The 16,217-nt window shown below is 69.1% G+C and carries 15 protein-coding genes; 5 read left to right on the top strand and 10 right to left on the bottom strand.

Annotated features, from left to right (window positions below):
- Window positions 1–220: 220 nt before the first annotated feature.
- Together EJG53_RS29905 and EJG53_RS29900 are read left to right on the top strand one after the other, a co-directional pair.
- On the top strand, window positions 221–439 hold the full coding sequence (locus tag EJG53_RS29905; RefSeq protein ID WP_031004195.1) for an SCO2195 family GlnR-regulated protein: 219 nt from the start codon (window positions 221–223) through the stop codon (window positions 437–439).
- Window positions 440–449: 10 nt separating this feature from the next.
- Window positions 450–1,163, top strand: coding sequence for a DUF4191 domain-containing protein (locus EJG53_RS29900; RefSeq protein WP_125047488.1), 714 nt, complete (start codon window positions 450–452; stop codon window positions 1,161–1,163).
- Between the two features lie 168 nt (window positions 1,164–1,331).
- Here the strand turns inward: EJG53_RS29900 and EJG53_RS29895 are convergent, their stop codons facing one another.
- Window positions 1,332–1,799 carry an RDD family protein gene (locus EJG53_RS29895; RefSeq protein WP_125047487.1) on the bottom strand — a complete coding sequence of 156 codons (468 nt, stop codon included), beginning with the start codon at window positions 1,797–1,799 and terminating at the stop codon, window positions 1,332–1,334.
- A 399-nt stretch (window positions 1,800–2,198) separates the two neighbouring features.
- Here EJG53_RS29895 and glnA point away from each other — a divergent pair, with 399 nt between their 5' ends.
- Window positions 2,199–3,608, top strand: coding sequence for a type I glutamate--ammonia ligase (glnA, locus tag EJG53_RS29890; RefSeq protein WP_030022007.1), 1,410 nt, complete (start codon window positions 2,199–2,201; stop codon window positions 3,606–3,608).
- A gap of 183 nt (window positions 3,609–3,791) precedes the next feature.
- Here glnA and EJG53_RS29885 read toward each other — a convergent pair whose 3' ends face one another.
- Window positions 3,792–4,418 carry a DUF5753 domain-containing protein gene (locus EJG53_RS29885; RefSeq protein WP_125047486.1) on the bottom strand — a complete coding sequence of 209 codons (627 nt, stop codon included), beginning with the start codon at window positions 4,416–4,418 and terminating at the stop codon, window positions 3,792–3,794.
- 16 nt (window positions 4,419–4,434) lie between these two features.
- The gene (locus EJG53_RS29880) at window positions 4,435–4,629 is read right to left on the bottom strand and encodes a hypothetical protein (RefSeq protein ID WP_125047485.1); all 195 of its coding nucleotides are present in this window, start codon (window positions 4,627–4,629) and stop codon (window positions 4,435–4,437) included.
- 255 nt (window positions 4,630–4,884) lie between these two features.
- Here EJG53_RS29880 and EJG53_RS29875 point away from each other — a divergent pair, with 255 nt between their 5' ends.
- Window positions 4,885–5,784, top strand: coding sequence for a hypothetical protein (locus EJG53_RS29875; protein ID WP_125047484.1), 900 nt, complete (start codon window positions 4,885–4,887; stop codon window positions 5,782–5,784).
- Between the two features lie 298 nt (window positions 5,785–6,082).
- On the opposite strand, the gene EJG53_RS29870 is transcribed toward EJG53_RS29875, so the two are convergent.
- Both EJG53_RS29870 and EJG53_RS29860 read right to left on the bottom strand, forming a co-directional pair.
- Window positions 6,083–6,409 carry a hypothetical protein gene (locus EJG53_RS29870; protein ID WP_244955402.1) on the bottom strand — a complete coding sequence of 109 codons (327 nt, stop codon included), beginning with the start codon at window positions 6,407–6,409 and terminating at the stop codon, window positions 6,083–6,085.
- A gap of 217 nt (window positions 6,410–6,626) precedes the next feature.
- Window positions 6,627–7,835, bottom strand: a complete 1,209-nt coding sequence (locus tag EJG53_RS29860) for a helix-turn-helix domain-containing protein (protein WP_125047481.1) — start codon at window positions 7,833–7,835, stop codon at window positions 6,627–6,629.
- A 346-nt stretch (window positions 7,836–8,181) separates the two neighbouring features.
- On the opposite strand from EJG53_RS29860, the gene EJG53_RS29855 reads away from it, so the two are divergent.
- Window positions 8,182–10,527, top strand: a complete 2,346-nt coding sequence (locus tag EJG53_RS29855) for a terpene synthase family protein (protein ID WP_359132179.1) — start codon at window positions 8,182–8,184, stop codon at window positions 10,525–10,527.
- A gap of 222 nt (window positions 10,528–10,749) precedes the next feature.
- On the opposite strand, the gene EJG53_RS42865 is transcribed toward EJG53_RS29855, so the two are convergent.
- The 5 genes from EJG53_RS42865 to EJG53_RS29830 all read right to left on the bottom strand — a co-directional run bounded on the left by EJG53_RS42865 (window position 10,750) and on the right by EJG53_RS29830 (window position 15,997).
- Window positions 10,750–11,109, bottom strand: coding sequence for a hypothetical protein (locus EJG53_RS42865; RefSeq protein ID WP_244955401.1), 360 nt, complete (start codon window positions 11,107–11,109; stop codon window positions 10,750–10,752).
- A 192-nt stretch (window positions 11,110–11,301) separates the two neighbouring features.
- A complete protein-coding gene (locus EJG53_RS29845) occupies window positions 11,302–11,913 on the bottom strand; it encodes a hypothetical protein (RefSeq protein WP_174856477.1) in 612 nt (203 codons plus the stop codon).
- Entirely contained in the window at window positions 11,910–13,550 is a 1,641-nt protein-coding gene (locus EJG53_RS29840; protein ID WP_125047480.1) for a sensor histidine kinase, read from the bottom strand. The genes EJG53_RS29845 and EJG53_RS29840 overlap by 4 nt, the downstream gene beginning before the upstream one ends.
- Window positions 13,547–14,272 (bottom strand): response regulator transcription factor, encoded by a 726-nt coding sequence (locus EJG53_RS29835; protein WP_125047479.1) that lies wholly within the window; start codon window positions 14,270–14,272, stop codon window positions 13,547–13,549. The genes EJG53_RS29840 and EJG53_RS29835 overlap by 4 nt, the downstream gene beginning before the upstream one ends.
- Before the next feature lie 171 nt (window positions 14,273–14,443).
- Entirely contained in the window at window positions 14,444–15,997 is a 1,554-nt protein-coding gene (locus tag EJG53_RS29830; RefSeq protein WP_125047478.1) for an AMP-binding protein, read from the bottom strand.
- Window positions 15,998–16,217: the final 220 nt, after the last annotated feature.

Raw genomic sequence — 16,217 nt, 5'->3', positions numbered from 1 at the left:
GGGCCGTCCTGCCCCTAACAGGGCCGTACGGCCCATGGACCGGACTGTGAAACGTGGCACAGAGTGTCATGACGCGGCCCGTACTTCCCCAGGCAGGGGCGGTGCGGGCCGCGTCAACGTTTCATCGGTGTTTGACCGGCGGGTCATCAGTTGGTAACACCGATCTGTAACGATGGCTTCACAGAACGCGTCCACCATTCCTCCAGAAGGGGAACCCGCCATGCAGGCCGCGCCCGCTCGCGCCACCGCCGTTCTCCCCCTCCCGTCGGTCACCGACGCCCTGCGCGCGGTGGAGTCCGTACTGATGCGCGGAGGCCAGCGCACCGCCCGCCGGAACGCGTGGACATCGGTGCTGGAGGACCGCCGCCGCGCCAGGGACCGGCGCGAGGCCCAGCACGTACTGGAGGCCGCGGCGACCGAGGGTCCGAACGCCACGTAAACTGCGCCCCATGGCGAGGAAGGCACAAGCAGACAGCGCTGAGGGCGCTGCGAACCCCGGGCGACTGAAGCAGATCGCCCAGACCTACAAGATGACCCGTCGGGTCGACCCCAAGGTCGGTCTTGTCGTCGCCGGCGTGGGCATCGTCGTTTTCGGCGTTCTCCTCGTCCTCGGCTTCCTGATCGGCCACCCCGTCTACCTGGGCATCCTGGGATTCGTCCTGGCCTTCCTCGCGATGGCGATCATCTTCGGCCGCCGTGCCGAGCGGGCCGCCTTCGGACAGATGGAGGGCCAGCCCGGCGCGGCGGCGGCCGTACTGGACAACGTGGGCCGCGGCTGGACCGTCACCCCGGCGGTGGCGATGAACCGCCAGCAGGACGTCGTGCACCGCGCCGTCGGCAAGGCGGGCATCGTCCTGGTCGGCGAGGGCAACCCGAACCGCGTACGCGGCCTGCTGGCCGCCGAGAAGAAGCGGATGGCCCGGATCGTCGCCGACGCCCCGGTCCACGACTTCGTGGTCGGCGACGGCGAGGGCCAGGTCCCGCTCAAGAAGATCCGTACGACCCTCCTGAAGCTCCCGCGCACCCTGCAGGGCGCCCAGGTCACGGCCACCAACGACCGCCTGCGCGCGCTGGGCGACCTGATGAGCAACATGCCGGTGCCGAAGGGGCCGATGCCGAAGGGCATGCGGATGCCGAAGGGCGGCGGCGGCAAGATGCGCTGAGGCGCGACCGCGCGTGTGGCGCGTGCCGCGCGCAGCCGCGTCACCGGAACGGCCGAGGGGCCCAGGACCTTGTGGTCCTGGGCCCCTCGGGGTTTCGGGAGACTCGTGGGGATCCTGGGGTGCCCGTACGGAGGTACGCCCCGTACGTCCCGCCCGTCTCGCCTCGCCTCAGATCCGCACCTGTACGGCGCGGGCCAGCCGGTCGTGGAGGCCGCGGCCGTCGCGGTCCCAGATGACCGCCGGGATGACCACGGCCAGCAGCACCGTCCGCAGTACCACGCGCAGCAGGGGCAGCCGTCCGCCGCCCTCCGCGACCACCCGCAGGCCCAGCAGCCGCTTGCCCGGCGTGAAGCCCACGGTCCCGACCGTCAGCACGCTGAGCACCACGAAGACGGCCAGCGCCCAGTTGCTCGTCGACTCGGCCCGGCCGTGGCTGAGCAGCCCGTACGCGACGAGCGTGCACAGGGCCCAGTCGATGAAGAGGGCGGCGAACCGCCGGCCGGGACGCGCGATCGAGCCCGGTCCCTCCTCGGGCAGCCCGAGCTGCTGTCCCCGGTAGCCGAACTCGACACCCATGTCCTCGGCCGCCGCGCGGGGCCCGGAGATCCACGATCCGATTGCTTGCCTGTTGTCCACCCGTCCACGGTACTGCGACCGCATACGTTCGCCCGCTCGCGGGGCGCCGCCGAGGGCGCCGGAGGGCCGTACCGGGGACCACCGCGCGACGCCCCCGCCACACGGCGCGACGCATACGGCTCCGCCCGGCCCCGCCCCCTTCTCACCGCACGCAGCCGTGCTCAGCCAGGTTTCGGCCGGCGTCCGGCCTCCCCCGGAATGATCAATTCCACCACCCCTTGCCCCCGCACATCACCGCTCCATACGGGCCGCGCGGCGGTTAACCTCGGCGAAACAAATGGGTCATGCTTGGGAAATCCCGCCTGCCTATGGTCGGGCAAGCGCGCCACCGCACATGGTGCGCTCCGCGTAGCAATCCCGCGTCCGCCGACCGCCGGTGACCGGGCTAGGAGGAGTTGGATGTTCCAGAACGCCGATGAGGCCAAGAAGTTCATCGCGGACGAGGACGTCAAGTTCGTCGACGTCCGGTTCTGCGACCTGCCCGGTGTGATGCAGCACTTCACGGTTCCGGCGGAGGCGTTCGACCCGACCGAGGAGCTCGCCTTCGACGGCTCCTCGATCCGCGGCTTCCAGGCCATCCACGAGTCCGACATGGCCCTGCGCGCCGACCTCTCCACCGCCCGCGTGGACCCGTTCCGCCGCGACAAGACCCTCAACATCAACTTCTTCATCCACGACCCGATCACCGGCGAGCAGTACAGCCGTGACCCGCGCAACGTGGCGAAGAAGGCCGAGGCGTACCTCGCCTCCACCGGCATCGCCGACACCGCGTTCTTCGGCCCGGAGGCGGAGTTCTACGTCTTCGACAACGTCCGCTTCGAGACGTCGGCGAACCAGTCCTTCTACCACATCGACTCCGAGGCCGGCGCCTGGAACACCGGCTCCGAGGTCAACAACCGCGGTTACAAGGTCCGCTACAAGGGCGGCTACTTCCCGGCTCCCCCGGTCGACCACTTCGCCGACCTGCGCGCCGAGATCTCCCTGGAGCTGGACGCGGCCGGCCTGAAGGTCGAGCGCCAGCACCACGAGGTCGGCACGGCCGGCCAGGCGGAGATCAACTACAAGTTCAACACGCTCCTCGCCGCCGCCGACGACCTGATGCTCTTCAAGTACATCGTGAAGAACGTCGCCTGGCGCAACGGCAAGACCGCCACCTTCATGCCCAAGCCGATCTTCGGCGACAACGGCTCCGGCATGCACGTCCACCAGTCCCTGTGGACCGGCGGCGAGCCCCTCTTCTACGACGAGCAGGGCTACGCGGGCCTCTCGGACACCGCCCGCTACTACATCGGCGGCATCCTCAAGCACGCCCCCTCGCTCCTCGCCTTCACCAACCCGACGGTGAACTCCTACCACCGCCTGGTCCCCGGCTTCGAGGCCCCGGTCAACCTGGTCTACTCGCAGCGCAACCGCTCCGCCGCGATGCGCATCCCGATCACGGGTTCCAACCCGAAGGCCAAGCGCGTCGAGTTCCGCGCCCCGGACCCGTCCTCGAACCCGTACCTCGCCTTCTCCGCCCTCCTCCTCGCGGGCCTGGACGGCGTCAAGAACAAGATCGAGCCCGCCGAGCCGATCGACAAGGACCTCTACGAGCTCGCCCCCGAGGAACACGCGGGCGTCCCCCAGGTCCCCACCAGCCTCCCGGCCGTCCTCGACGCCCTGGAAGCCGACAACGAGTACCTCCAGCAGGGCGGCGTCTTCACCTCCGACCTCATCGAGACCTGGATCGACTACAAGCGCACCAACGAAATCGCCCCGATCCAGCTCCGCCCGCACCCGCACGAGTTCGAGCTGTACTTCGATCTCTAAAGGACGGGGTCGGGAAATCCGGGAAGACGAGCCGGAAGCAGAACGTGAACTGCGGAATGGGCGCCGCCCTGGCGGCTCTCTGACGTAATCCCAGGCCGAGGGCCGCTACTCCGAATTCGGGTAGCGGCCCTCGCTGGTTCTTCGTCCAGACTCCGTGTGCGGCGGCTGCCTTCTTGCCGCCGGTCAGCCGCCCGTGCGGAGCGGAGCACGGGTCCAGAAGGAGCGGGCCTTTCGTAGAAGCTCCTTGGCGGCATCTTCATAGACAGCTCCGCGGCGCAACAGATCGAACGCTTTCCGGTAGAGATCGAGTTCGCCTTGCTCAGTGACGTCCACGGTGGAGGAGACCAGCTCCACGTGGGCCCTGTCCGGGTGGCCGTAGATGTTGAAGGCGTGGACAGGGAACATGTCCACCGGCGCGGCTGCGGGCAAGATGCCCAGGCTGAGGGAGGGGAGGTCGATGTCGCGGAGAAGACGGTCGATCTGTGCTCCCATGACATCGGGCCCGCCGACGTTCGTATAGAGCGCCTGCTCGCCAAGGATCACGTCGTAGTGGTGGTCGCTGTCGTGCAGCACCTCCTGCCGCCGCATGCGCTTGGCGACCCCGGCTGGGACATCGTCCGGTACGCCGAGAAAGTCAACGACCTGCCTCAGGATCACGGTGGCGTATGCCTCGGTCTGGAGAGTTCCCCAGACCATCGTGGGCACGTATGCCAAGCCCTCTCGCGTGTCCTGGTACCAGCCGATCACGTCGTCCTGCACCGCTTCCGTGCCGGCGGACAGGCGCTCTTTCCACGGAACTGAACTCGTCACGAGGCCCCCTTTCAGGTCATGCTGCCGGGCGGCTTTCGTTCGGCCGCGACGCGCGGCAAGACAAAGTCTCCACCAACTCCTCGGGAATGGCGACAGAACCGGCAAGCAAGCCCCAAGCGCCGTGGATAGCGTGGGCGATCTTGAGTGATGTGGCCTGGTCGACAATGGCCGGCCGAGCCGGGGCCCCTTCGTCGGCCAGGTCGGCGAGCATTATGCCGTCTTGCCACTTCCTGGGAATCTACGACGCTCGAATCGCCGAACGGCGGTTCGCTTCCTTCTCAGGCACAAGACGTGGGTGTAGCGTATCCGTGGCGCTGCTGCGGCAGTGCGTCTCGCTACATCCGGTCTCGGCGCCGGAGCGAGCAACGGGCTCTTGAGAGTCACCCGCAGTTGGCAGTCAGTACGCATCAGGACATCCGTTCTGTCTCTCCTGTCGTCGCCGGGCGGCACGCGGAAGGGGCAACGCATGTCCAGGTCACGCAATACCACCCGGCTGGCCAAGAAGATCCGCGACCAGTCGTCACTGAAACTCCCGACTGCTTCCAGGCTGGCGCAGCAGGCCAATGTCTACCTTGGTTCCTCGATCAAGGACTCCTCCAACCCACACCAGCGCCGCCTGGAAGCACACATGGCCCATGTGCTGGCTAGCAACTTCCAGGATCGTCAGCTCAATGGCGCTCTTCTTGGTGTGCGAAAGGCAGAGCCAGAAGGACAGAGCCTGAGGCTGACCTTGGAGCCCGGCATGGCGGACGAGGTTATCCGTGAGCTCCTCCCCCGTTTCGACCATGTTTACGGTGGCGTCCGTGGGATCCCTGGCCTGCGCGTCCAGGGCAGCGGCAGGCAGTTTGTTCTCCGCGACGCGGACAGCTCGGCGTACGTCACTGTGACGCGTACCGACGGTGCCCCCACCCGTCTGCCGTCCGCACGCGACGGCGAGGTGCTTCTGTGGAAGAGAGTTCCTGGTGGCCTCTCTCGCGATGAGAGGCAGGAGGCTGACGCGTGGGCGAACCGCAGAGCGCTCGTAAATCTGCGAATCCGCGACGTGCTGCTGAGTCGGATTCTGCGCCGGCCCCAGCTAGTCAACAGGACAGCCGAACCACATGGGTTCGCCAACTGCTACACGCATCACTCCGGCGATCTCGTCATCGAATGGTGCTGCGGTGACACCGTAGAAACTCTCTGCGGGAACCTCCTGGCTCACGGCTTCGCCGATGGTTTGCCGCGGGAAAAGGCCATCGAGTTGGTCTCTCGGCACTCTGCCCATCTCGGTGATCGCACAGTCATCTTGAACCGCCACAGTTCGTGCCTCTACGGTCGCGAGGCGGAGGAAGTCGCACAGCACATCAGGAAGCGTTACGAGTCATGAGCGTGTCCGTGGTGCTGCTCGTGGTGTCAGCATGCGTGATTCTGGGCGTCATCGCTCGCTGCGGGCGGGACGTGGCGGTTCTTCGACGACTGGAGCGACTCACAGAAGACTGTGACCCAGGGCAACGATTTGAGATCTGCCGCATCCTCGCCGCTTCACTGGGAGAAGCCGAGAGAGCGGCTCCGCACCCGGAGCTACCGCCTAGCGAGTCAGGGGCGCAGTGAGGTCTCTGGCTCAGGGCGGGCAGCGAAGGAGTTCGCCCCCGGCCACGTGGCCGGGGGCACCACCATGTGTACGGCTATCGGTGATACAGGTTTTTCAGCACGCCCTTACGGCACTCCGGGGCGTCCAGGGGTGGTAGATGTCCGTCGAGCGCGTGGCACAAGGCAGCGTGCAGTAGTTCGCCTTCGGCGGGCGTCATGATGAGCTCGACGAGCACGTCGGCATCGTCCCGGGAAAGGCACAGCGGCAGGGCCAAGCAGTCGTCTTCGGTGCGGCGGATTGCTCGGCCGGAGGCTCGTCCGATCGCCCAGTCGCTCTTTGAGCGACTGCGCGGCGTAGGCGTATTCACCAAGCCACCCCTGATTCCGGCTGAGAAGGAACTGAGGATGCGCAGTCGGGGCACGCGAAGATGTTCCAACCCGGACCGCTGGCTGCCTCGACCATGGCAATGAGGACGGGACTCTCGGTGACGCGCTCGCAGCGGCAGCATTCACGTACGAGCTGATGTGTGCTGCGGTTAGGGACAGGGTCAGGCATACAAGCTCCAAGTGCCAGGTGACATTCAGTCAGTCACATGGTGGCCAGCCGGCCCCCTGCCGAGTTTCACGAGCTGTGAAACATCAGGTGATGCCGGCCCATGCGGCGAAGCCGGAGAGTGCGTGTTTGCTGTAGCGCTCCAGTTCGATCAGGGTCCGGACCGTCTCGCGCACCTGCGGATGGTTGCGCGTCTGCTGCGGTGCGACTCGTCGTGCCGCCTGGAGAGCGCTGAATGCCTTTTCGCGCTGTCCGTGATCGAGCAACCCCTTTGCAGCGTCGATGTACCAGTGGCCGGCCCTTACGGGCGCAACCGCGCTCGGCAGGTGCGTGGTTCGCGTCAGGCGAATGACTTCGGGACCGTCGTACGTCTCCACGGCAACACCGAGGCGATGTATCGCGATGTTGGTCGGTCCGAATTCCAAGCCGTAGTGGTTGGCATCCTCGCCCAGCAGCCTGGCGGCGTCGGCGGCCGCGTCCAGGTGTTCGTGTGCGCCACTCGCATCGGAGGTTCGTGCGGCGAATATCGCCGCGCGGAGGTGGGAGGCGCCGTGCACGCTGAGCGTGGCCGGGTCCATGTGCGCGATGTCCTCGCCGAGGTCATGACGTACGCGGTCCAGCAATTTCCTGCCTTGGCTGTACGCGGCCTCGTGGAGGAACAGCGTCGAGCGCTGCCACTGTGTGCGGGCGATCCGCAGGTGATCGTCGGACTCGCGCGCTGCCCACTGGACTCGGTCCATGGCTTGGGAGCGCAGGTCGAAGAGGCCGAGTACGTACGCGATGGCCGTCACGCTGGAGTACGCCTCGGCAAGCAGGCCGAAACCTCGTCGGCGGTCCGCGCCGACCGCCGTGTGACAGGCGACCGCCAATTCGTCGAGCAGCGCGGGAAGGGCTTCGCCGAGCTGTCCGTACCGCGCCTTGCGGCCCAAGGCGGAGATGCGTGCGACATCGGCGGCGAGCGCGTCGAGGGAGCGGGCCGGCAGGTCCTCTTCGGGTAAGTCCCAGCTCAGCATGGAGCGTTGAATGCCGGGAATCGTCGTGTGGACGCGTCCCCGGTGGGGGTCTTCGTAGGGCTGGCCGGTGAGCTGGCCCAGCCGTACGTTCAACGCCCGGGCGGCCCCGGCGGTGAAGGAGGGCGAGGCCGGCTTGTGGCCCCGTTCCACCTGCGCCACCAGGGACTTCGAGCACGGAATGCGCTGAGCCAGCAGCGACTGTGTCAGGCCACGGGCTTTGCGGGCCCGGGCGATGTTCCGTCCGATGCGGGGCGCGGTGTCCGAGTCGTGTCCGTAGGTCATCGGCTGACTCCGGTGGTCGGTGGTCGATGTCGAGATTACGCCGCCCGGAGTCGGCGCCAGCCGGGCGGAGCGTATGGGGAGGGGTCAGTGGCGTGGCGGTAGGGCTTCGGTGATTAGCCGTCGATCGCACGGTAATCGGATATGCGTGCGATGGGGTTGTCGGGGGACACGGCCGGAATCATATGTGCTTTCAGCCTGTCAAGAGGGTGGATAAGTGGCGGGTGGGGTGGGTAGTGCTGTGGCCGCTGGGCGGGTGGTGTGGGGAGGTGGGTGGGGGCCTGCCTGCGGGGTGTGGGGGCGCGCGTCCTGTTGGATGAGGAGAGTTGGACGACGAAAGGATTTTGCAGTGGCGGGGCAGCCGTTTGAATTGCCGGGGTTCTACCTGCCGTATCCGGCGCGGTTGAATGCGCATCTGGAGAAGGCGCGTGGGCATTCGAAGGAGTGGGCCCGCGGGATGGGGATGCTGGAGGGGTCGGGGATCTGGGAGGAGGGGGATCTGGATGCGCATGATTACGCGTTGCTGTGCGCGTATACGCATCCGGACTGCTCGGCGGATGTGCTGTCCCTGGTGACGGACTGGTATGTGTGGGTCTTCTTCTTCGACGATCATTTTTTGGAGGCGTTCAAGCGGACGCAGGACCGGGTCGGCGGGAAGGCGTATCTGGACCGGCTGCCGCTGTTCATGCCGATGGAGCTGGACGCGGCGGTGCCGGAGCCGACCAATCCGGTGGAGGCGGGGCTGGCGGATCTGTGGGCGCGGACGGTGCCTTCGATGTCCGAGGCGTGGCGGGCGCGGTTCCGGGAGAACACCGAGCATCTGCTGAACGAGTCGCTGTGGGAGCTTTCGAACATCAACGCGGGGCGGTTGCCGAATCCCGTCGAATACATCGAGATGCGCCGGAAGGTCGGCGGTGCGCCGTGGTCGGCGGGGCTGGTGGAGTTCGCGGCGGGGGCCGAGGTACCGGCGACGGTGGCCCGGTCGCGGCCGCTGCGGGTGCTGAAGGATTCGTTCTCGGACGCGGTGCATCTGCGGAACGATCTGTTCTCGTACCAGCGGGAGACCGAGGAGGAAGGGGAACTCAGCAATGGGGTGCTGGTGCTGGAGAACTTCCTCGGCTGCGGAACCCAGGAGGCGGCGGACGCTGTCAATGATCTGATCACCTCTCGGGTGCAGCAGTTCGAGAACACGGTGGTGACGGAGCTGCCGGTGCTGTTCGCGGAGAAGGGGCTGAGTCCGCGGGAGTGTGCGGACGTGCTGGCTTATGCCAAGGGACTGCAGGACTGGCAGGCGGGTGGGCATGAATGGCATATGAGGTCGAGTCGGTATATGAATGGGGGCGGGGGGTCAGTAGACAAAGGTTCCGGTGGCTGGTCGCCGTTTGTATTTGGAGGGGTCGGGACTTCGGGGGTTGATGTCCGGCGGGCGATGGCGGTCTCGGGGGCCAAGCGGCTGCGGAACTTCACGCATCAGCCGTACCGGAAGGTGGGGCCCTCGCAGTTGCCGGACTTCTATATGCCGTTCGCGACCACGCTGAGCCCGCATCTGGACGGGGCCCGGGTGAACGCGGTGGAATGGGCGGAGCGGATGGGGATGCTGCGGCCGCAGGTGGGGGTGCCGCTGTCGGACATCTGGAGCGCCGATAAGGTCGCGGATTACGACTTTCCGCTGTGCGCTGCCGGGCTGCACCCCGACGCGACGCCGGAAGAACTGGACCTGGGGTCGCAGTGGCTGACCTGGGGGACGTACGGGGACGATTACTACCCCGTGGTGTTCGGGGCGACGCGGGACATCGCCGGGGCCAAGGCGTGCAATGCGCGACTTTCGGCGTTGATGCCCGTGGAGGACGTGGCGGAGGGCGCGGCCGTTCCGGAGCCGGCGAATGCGATGGAACGCGGGCTGGCGGATCTGTGGCGTCGTACGACGGAGTCGATGGACGCCCCGGCGCGGCAGATGTTCCGGGATTCCGTCGAGGTGATGACGGCCGGGTGGATCTGGGAGCTGGAGAACCAGGCGCTGCATCACATTCCCGACCCGGTGGACTACATCGAGATGCGGCGGGCGACGTTCGGCTCCGACATGACGATGAGTCTGAGTCGTATCGGGCACGGGCGGCGGGTTCCGGAGGAGGTGTACCGGAGTGGTCCGATGCTTTCCCTGGAGAACGCGGCGGCCGACTACGCGACGCTGCTGAACGACGTGTTCTCGTACCAGAAGGAGATCGAGTACGAGGGCGAAGTGCACAACGGGGTTCTGGTGGTGCAGAACTTCTTCGACTGCGACTACCCGACGGCCCTCGCGATCGTCCATGACCTCATGACGTCCCGCATGCGGGAGTTCCAGCATGTGGCGGCAGATGAACTTCCGGTGCTGTACGACGATTTCGACCTGTCGGACGAGGCGCGGGAAGTGCTGAACGGGTATGTGAAGGAGCTGGAGAACTGGATGTCCGGGATTCTCACCTGGCACCAGGGGTGCCGGCGGTATGGCGAGGAGGATCTGCGGCGTCATAAGGGGGGATCAGGGGCGTCGCCGGAGCGCGGCGTTGCGGGTGGTGTTGGTGTGAGGGGCGGTACGGCGACTGGTGGTACGGGGGTCGGTGGGTGGAGTGGTCGGCCCACCGGGCTGGGGACCTCGGCGGCTCGGGTGGTGCCCCGGACCGCGGGCGGGATGGCACAAGCGCGGGGCCGGTAGCGCTGAACTGCGCTTTTGGGCATGGCTGTGGCCCCTCCCGGTCAGGCCGGGAGGGGCCGGTCAGGTCAGGACGTCAGGAGTGGAGTAGGAGCGGCTCGAAGCGGCTGAAGGAGGCCCGGAGCAGGTCGGGGGTACGCGGCGGATGCCGGGCCGTGGGCGGTCAGGGGCGGTGGGAGTCGTCGCTCGTGTTCGCGCGCAGGCGGCGGCGCGTCGCCTGCCGGTTCAGCGGGCGTTCTCAGTGATCAGGGAACGGACCAGGCGGCAGGTCGTGTTGGAGGGCGGGTGCACTCCGATCCGGGCCGCGGTGGTGCGGATGGTGCGGTTGCGGGCCCGTTCCGGGGTGTAGACACCGCCGTCGAGCAGGGCTATCGCCAGGCGCATGGCTTTGAGGCGGCGGTTGTGGGCTTCGTACCACTCGCGCGGGAGGCCGGCGGGCAGCGGCTTCTTGACCATCGGCGTACGGCGGACCACCCGGCGCGCGGCGGTCTTTCCGTACGCGGCCGTCGTGGCCTTCCCGGCCCTCGTGGCCGGTGTGTTCTTCTTCGCGACCGCGGTGCTCGTGGACAGTGTGGCTACGGCCATCGGCAACCTCCTGGGACAGCGGAGAAGCAGTCCTGGACTGCTTCCTTACTGCCTCCGATTTTAGTGCCGACCACTGACAAAGCCGCCTGGTCAGGGAGTACTTCGGGGGCGAGGGGCCGGGGGCCCGGGAGGCTCATGGGGTGGGGGGCGGGGAGGTTTCCGGAGGGGCGTCCGGGAGGTGTACGGGGAGGCTTACGGAGTGCTTTCCGGGGTGGGGCTCTGCCCGGTGTCGGGGCCGGCGGCCGGCAGGGCGAGTCCGTTGCTGGAACAGCGCACCGTCCACGGGCGCCCCTGGCTCTCCGGCTCGTACATCCGGACGTCGACCTGGGTGGCCGGGCGGCCGCCGGGGAGGGCGGCGTGGGCCGCGGTGCACGCGATCTGGTGGATCGCCGCCGCCTCCATCCGGGACACCGGGGTCGGCAGGTGGACGCTGACCGCGCCGGTCGCGGGGACGGCGGTGAGCCGGCCGGGCATCGGCGGCACCACGCTGACCAGCCCGCGCGCCTTTTCGGCGGCGGTGGGCCCCTTCATCAGCAGGTCCAGGGCTTCCTGGGGGCCGACCGGGCCGTCGGCCGGGCGGGCGGCGGCGTGGATGCCGAGCGGGGAGAGGAAGAAGATCCGGGCGGTGTAGGTGTCGGTGCCCGGCTGCCGGATGCCCTGGGCGGGGGCGCCTGCCTGGACGTAGCCGGTGGGGGCGATGCCGCAGCCGGTGAGGAAGAGGGCCGGGACGAGGAGGATCGTGACGAAGAGCGCCAAGTAGGAGGCCGGGGCCGTGGCCGCCGCCGCTCGGGTCGGGCTCCTCATGAACGGTCCTCGGGGGTGGGAGGGGTGGGGGCGGAAGTACCCGGGGGCGCTGGCGGGTCCAGTGGCAGTTCCACCGTGAAGACCGCTCCCCCGCCCGGCCCGTTGGCCGCGTGCAGTGTGCCTCCGTGCAGCCGTACGTTCTCCATCGCGATGGCCAGGCCCAGGCCGCTGCCGGCGGAGCGGGCGCGGGCGGCGTCGGCCTTGTAGAAGCGGTCGAAGACGTGCGGGAGCGCCTCCGGGTCGATGCCGGGGCCCTGGTCGGCCACGTCGATACGGAGCCGTCCCGGCATCGTGTGCGCCGTCAGCCGTACGGGGGCGCCGCCGTGCCGCAGCGCATTGCCGACCAGGTTGGCCACGACCACGTCGATACGGCGGGGGTCGAGGCGGACCCGCAGGCCCTCCGGGAGGGCGGTCTCGACCTGGTCCTGCCAGCCGCGCAACTGGAGCGTCTTGCGCAGGGCGACGGCGACGTCGATCTCGTCGAGGAGCAGGTCGGCGGCGCCCGCGTCGAAGCGCGAGACCTCGATCAGGTCTTCCACCATGCGGGCGAGCTTGGTGGTCTCGTCGCTGATGAGACGTACCGCGTCGGCGGTGTCCGGGTCCAGCCGGGCCGCGTCCTCGTCCAGGACCTCGGTGACGGCGGTCATGGCGGCCAGGGGGGTGCGCAGTTCGTGGGAGACGTCGGCGGCGAAGCGCCGCGCGTTGGCCTCCATGCGCCGCAGTTCGGCGTCGTCCTTCTCCAGGGCGCGGGCCATCTCGTTGAAGGTGACGGTGAGGTCGGCGAGTTCGTCGCGGCCGGTCACCGGGGAGCGGGTGTCCAGTTCGCCGGAGGTGATGCGTTCGGCGGCTTCACGCAGGCGGCGTACCGGCCGCAGGACGCGGCGGGCGGCGAACAGCGCGGGGACGACGGCCAGCGCGAGCGCGGGCAGTGCGCCGGCCTGGGCGGCGGTGACCAGGGCGGCGATGTCGGCCTGCTCGTCGGTGAGGGCGAACTCGGCGTAGACGATGAGGCCGGAGGACTTGGGGGTGCCGGAGGGGGAGGGCGAGGGCGAGGAGGGGGAAGGCGTCGTCTCGGAACCGCGTCCCTGGGCGCCCGGGTCCGTGAAGTCCACCGGCATGCCGATCGCGAGCCAGGGCCGCCCGCCCCGGTCGACGCGTTGGAAGATGGGCGCGTGGTGCTCCCGTACGGCGGCGCGCAGGCCGTCGGAGACCGCGCTCCCGGGCGCCCGCGGTGCCCCGCGCTCCCCCTGGCCGTCCCCCGCACCCCACGGCCCCGGCACCACCGGCCCGTCCTTGTACTGCGCGTACGTGTGCCAGTTCCGGGAGCCGCCCGCCCGGTCGAGCTGGACGACGAGGTTCTGCAGGTCCTCGCGCTGCGGCGGGAACGGCAGGTCGGGGCCGAGGGACTGCAACTGGGCGCGCAGGTCGTGCACGGCGGTGTTCTGCGTGCGGGCCAGGATCGCCGTACGGGCCTGCCGGAAGGTGAGCGCCGCGGTGATCAGCGCACTGAGCGCGGAGACGACGAGAAAGCCGACGATGAGGCGGGTGCGCAGCCCGCGCAACCGGGTGTACGCGGCGGTCAGCCGCTCCCTGCCCCGTGCCGGCGTGGTGCCGCGCCGGCACGGCCCGGTGCTCACAGCGGTCCGAAGCGGTAGCCGAACCCCCGTACCGTCTGGACGTACGTGGGCGCGCGCGAGTCGTCCTCGATCCTGGCGCGCAGCCGCATCACGCACGCGTCCACCAGCCGTACGTCCCCGTAGAAGCTGTGCTCCCAGACCTGTTCGAGGAGCTGCTGGCGGCTGAAGACCTGGCCGGGCGCATCGGAGAGGAAGAGCAGCAGCTTCAGTTCGGAGGGGGCGAGGACGAGGGGGTGGCCGTTCTTGGTGACCAGGAGGGCGGCGCGGTCGATGGTCAGCGCGCCGTACGTCGTGGCGGAGGGGCGGGACGGCGAAGCGGCGGCTCCAGGCGCGCCGGCAGCGGCGCCTCCCCCGGGCTCCCCCGCCACCCGCCGCAGCACCGCCCGCATCCGCGCCTGGAGCACCTCGCCCCCGGCGGGTTTGACCACGTAGTCGTCCGCGCCGGCCTCCAGCCCCACCACCATGTCGATGTCGTCGCCGCGCGCGGACAGGATGATGATCGGGATCTGCTGCGTCTCACGGATGCGGCGGCACACCTCCAGGCCGCTCATGCCGGGCAGCATCAGGTCCAGCAGCACCAGCTCCGGCCGGAAGCGGTCCAGCGCGAGGAGCCCGGTCTCGCCGCTGGCCGCCGTCTCGACCTCGTGCCCGCGCCGGCGCAGCGCGAGGTGGACGCCCTTGCGTACGGCGGGGTCGTCCTCGATGAGCAGCACACGGGTCATGGGGCGGGTTCTCCGAAGCGGGGGCCGGGCGGACGCTCGTCGAAAGCGTACGGCGGGGGCAGGGGCTGACCATGGTGCGCGCCGTTCGTGATGTCGTGTCTCGCATTGTGTGAGGAATTGATGACGGATGCCGCGCCCCGGGCCCGGCTCCGCCCCCCGGCCCCGTCCCCGCTACCCCTCCACCACCTCCGCCTTCAGCCTCTTCTTGTCCGGCTTGCCGACGGATGTGAGCGGGATCGTGTCCACCTGGTGCACACCGCGCGGCGCGTACATCGCGCCCTTGTGCGCCACCACGAAGTCGGTGATCGCGGCGGGATCGACCGTGCGCCCCGGCGTGGGGACGACGGCGACGTGCACCTCTTCCACCTCGTCGGCGGTCCGGACACCGAAGGCCGCGCAGTGCGCGACGTCCGGGTGGGTGTGCAGCAGGTCCTCCAGCTCACCCGGGTAGACGTGGCCGCCCACCACGATGACCATGTCCTTGACCCGGTCCATCAGGTAGAGGTAGCCCGCGTCGTCCAGGTAGCCGACGTCGCCGGTGCGTATCCAGCCGTCGCGGATGACCTGCGCGGTCAGTTCGGGCTTCTTCCAGTAGCCGGTCATCATGCCCTCGGAGCGGACGTACACCTCGCCGCCGGTGTCCGGCGGGAGGCGGTGGCCGTCCTCGTCGCGGATCTCGACGGTCACGCCGGGTACGGGCCGGCCGACGGTGATCTGGCCGCCCTGCCCGGTCCGGCCGTGCTCCTCGGGGCTCATCTCGGTGAGCAGCAGGGCCTCGGACTGGCCGTACCAGCCGTAGAGGACCGGGCCGAGGAGGTCGAGGCCCTGCCGCAGCCGGGACGGGGAGGCCGGGCAGCCGCCATAGGTGATGCGGGTGAGGCTGCTGAGGTCGGTGGTGGCCAGATCGGGGTGGTCGAGCAAGTGGTAGAGGAGGGGCGGCAGCAGCCACATGTGGGTGATGCGTTCGCGGGCGACCGCGGCGAGGACCGCACCGGCGTCGAAGCCCTCCTGGAGGACGACGCTGCCCCCGGCGGCCAGCGTCATGTCGGACAACTGCCCTGCCAGATGGGCGAGCGAGGTGCAGACCAGCAGGCGGGCCGGGTCGCCGACGGACGCGAAGGGGTACGCGACCGCCTGCGCGTACGGGCGGTGCGCCATCTGGATGCCCTTGGGGACGCCGGTCGTGCCGCCCGTGTAACGGATGCACCAGTCGTCGTCGGGACGGGCGGCGCTCTCGACCGTACGGCCCGAGGGGCGGGCGGCGGCCGCGGCGCTCAGGTCCTCGGCGTCCAGGCCGGCGAGGTCGCCGGGATCACCGGGGGCGAGCAGCAGGACGTCCGGCGCGGTGCCGTCCAGATGGGAGAGCAGTTCCGCGGCGGGTTCGGCCGATTCCGGACCGACGAGGAGCAGGACGGTCTCGGCGCTCTCCACGACGCGCGCCTGGGTTTCCGGGGCCTGGCCCTCGTACAGCAGGACGATCCTGGCGCCCAGCAGGTTGACCGCGTACCGGGCGGACAGCGCTTCCGGCCGGTTGCCGGACAGCATCGAGACGGTGTGGCCGCGCCCGATGCCGCGGCCGGCCAGTTCCGCCGCCGTGCGGTGCACGCTGTCGTGGAACTCCGCGGCGGTGACGTCCCGCCCCTCGGAGGTGGTCAGCACCCGGCGTTCCGGGTGGTCCGCCAGTTCCTGGAGGATGTTTTCGACGTAACTCGTGAACGCTGCCATGAACAGCGCCTCCTTGTCGTACGGCGCACCGGCGCGCGGCCGGGGAGCGGCGCGGAGTGCGTACGGATGGGGAATGCGTGCGGAGGGGGAGCGCGAAGGGCGCGAGCACGACGTTAGGCGGGATCTCTCATGCCTTCCAAGACCAATTCCGGCATGTAGCGATAGCCGGGGAGGCATGAGGGGGAGGGCGGTGCGGCGGTACGGAAATCCGCCGTCGCCA

Source organism: Streptomyces chrestomyceticus JCM 4735, assembly GCF_003865135.1.
GTDB lineage: Bacteria > Actinomycetota > Actinomycetes > Streptomycetales > Streptomycetaceae > Streptomyces > Streptomyces chrestomyceticus.
This window is presented reverse-complemented; position numbering and strand designations above follow the sequence as displayed.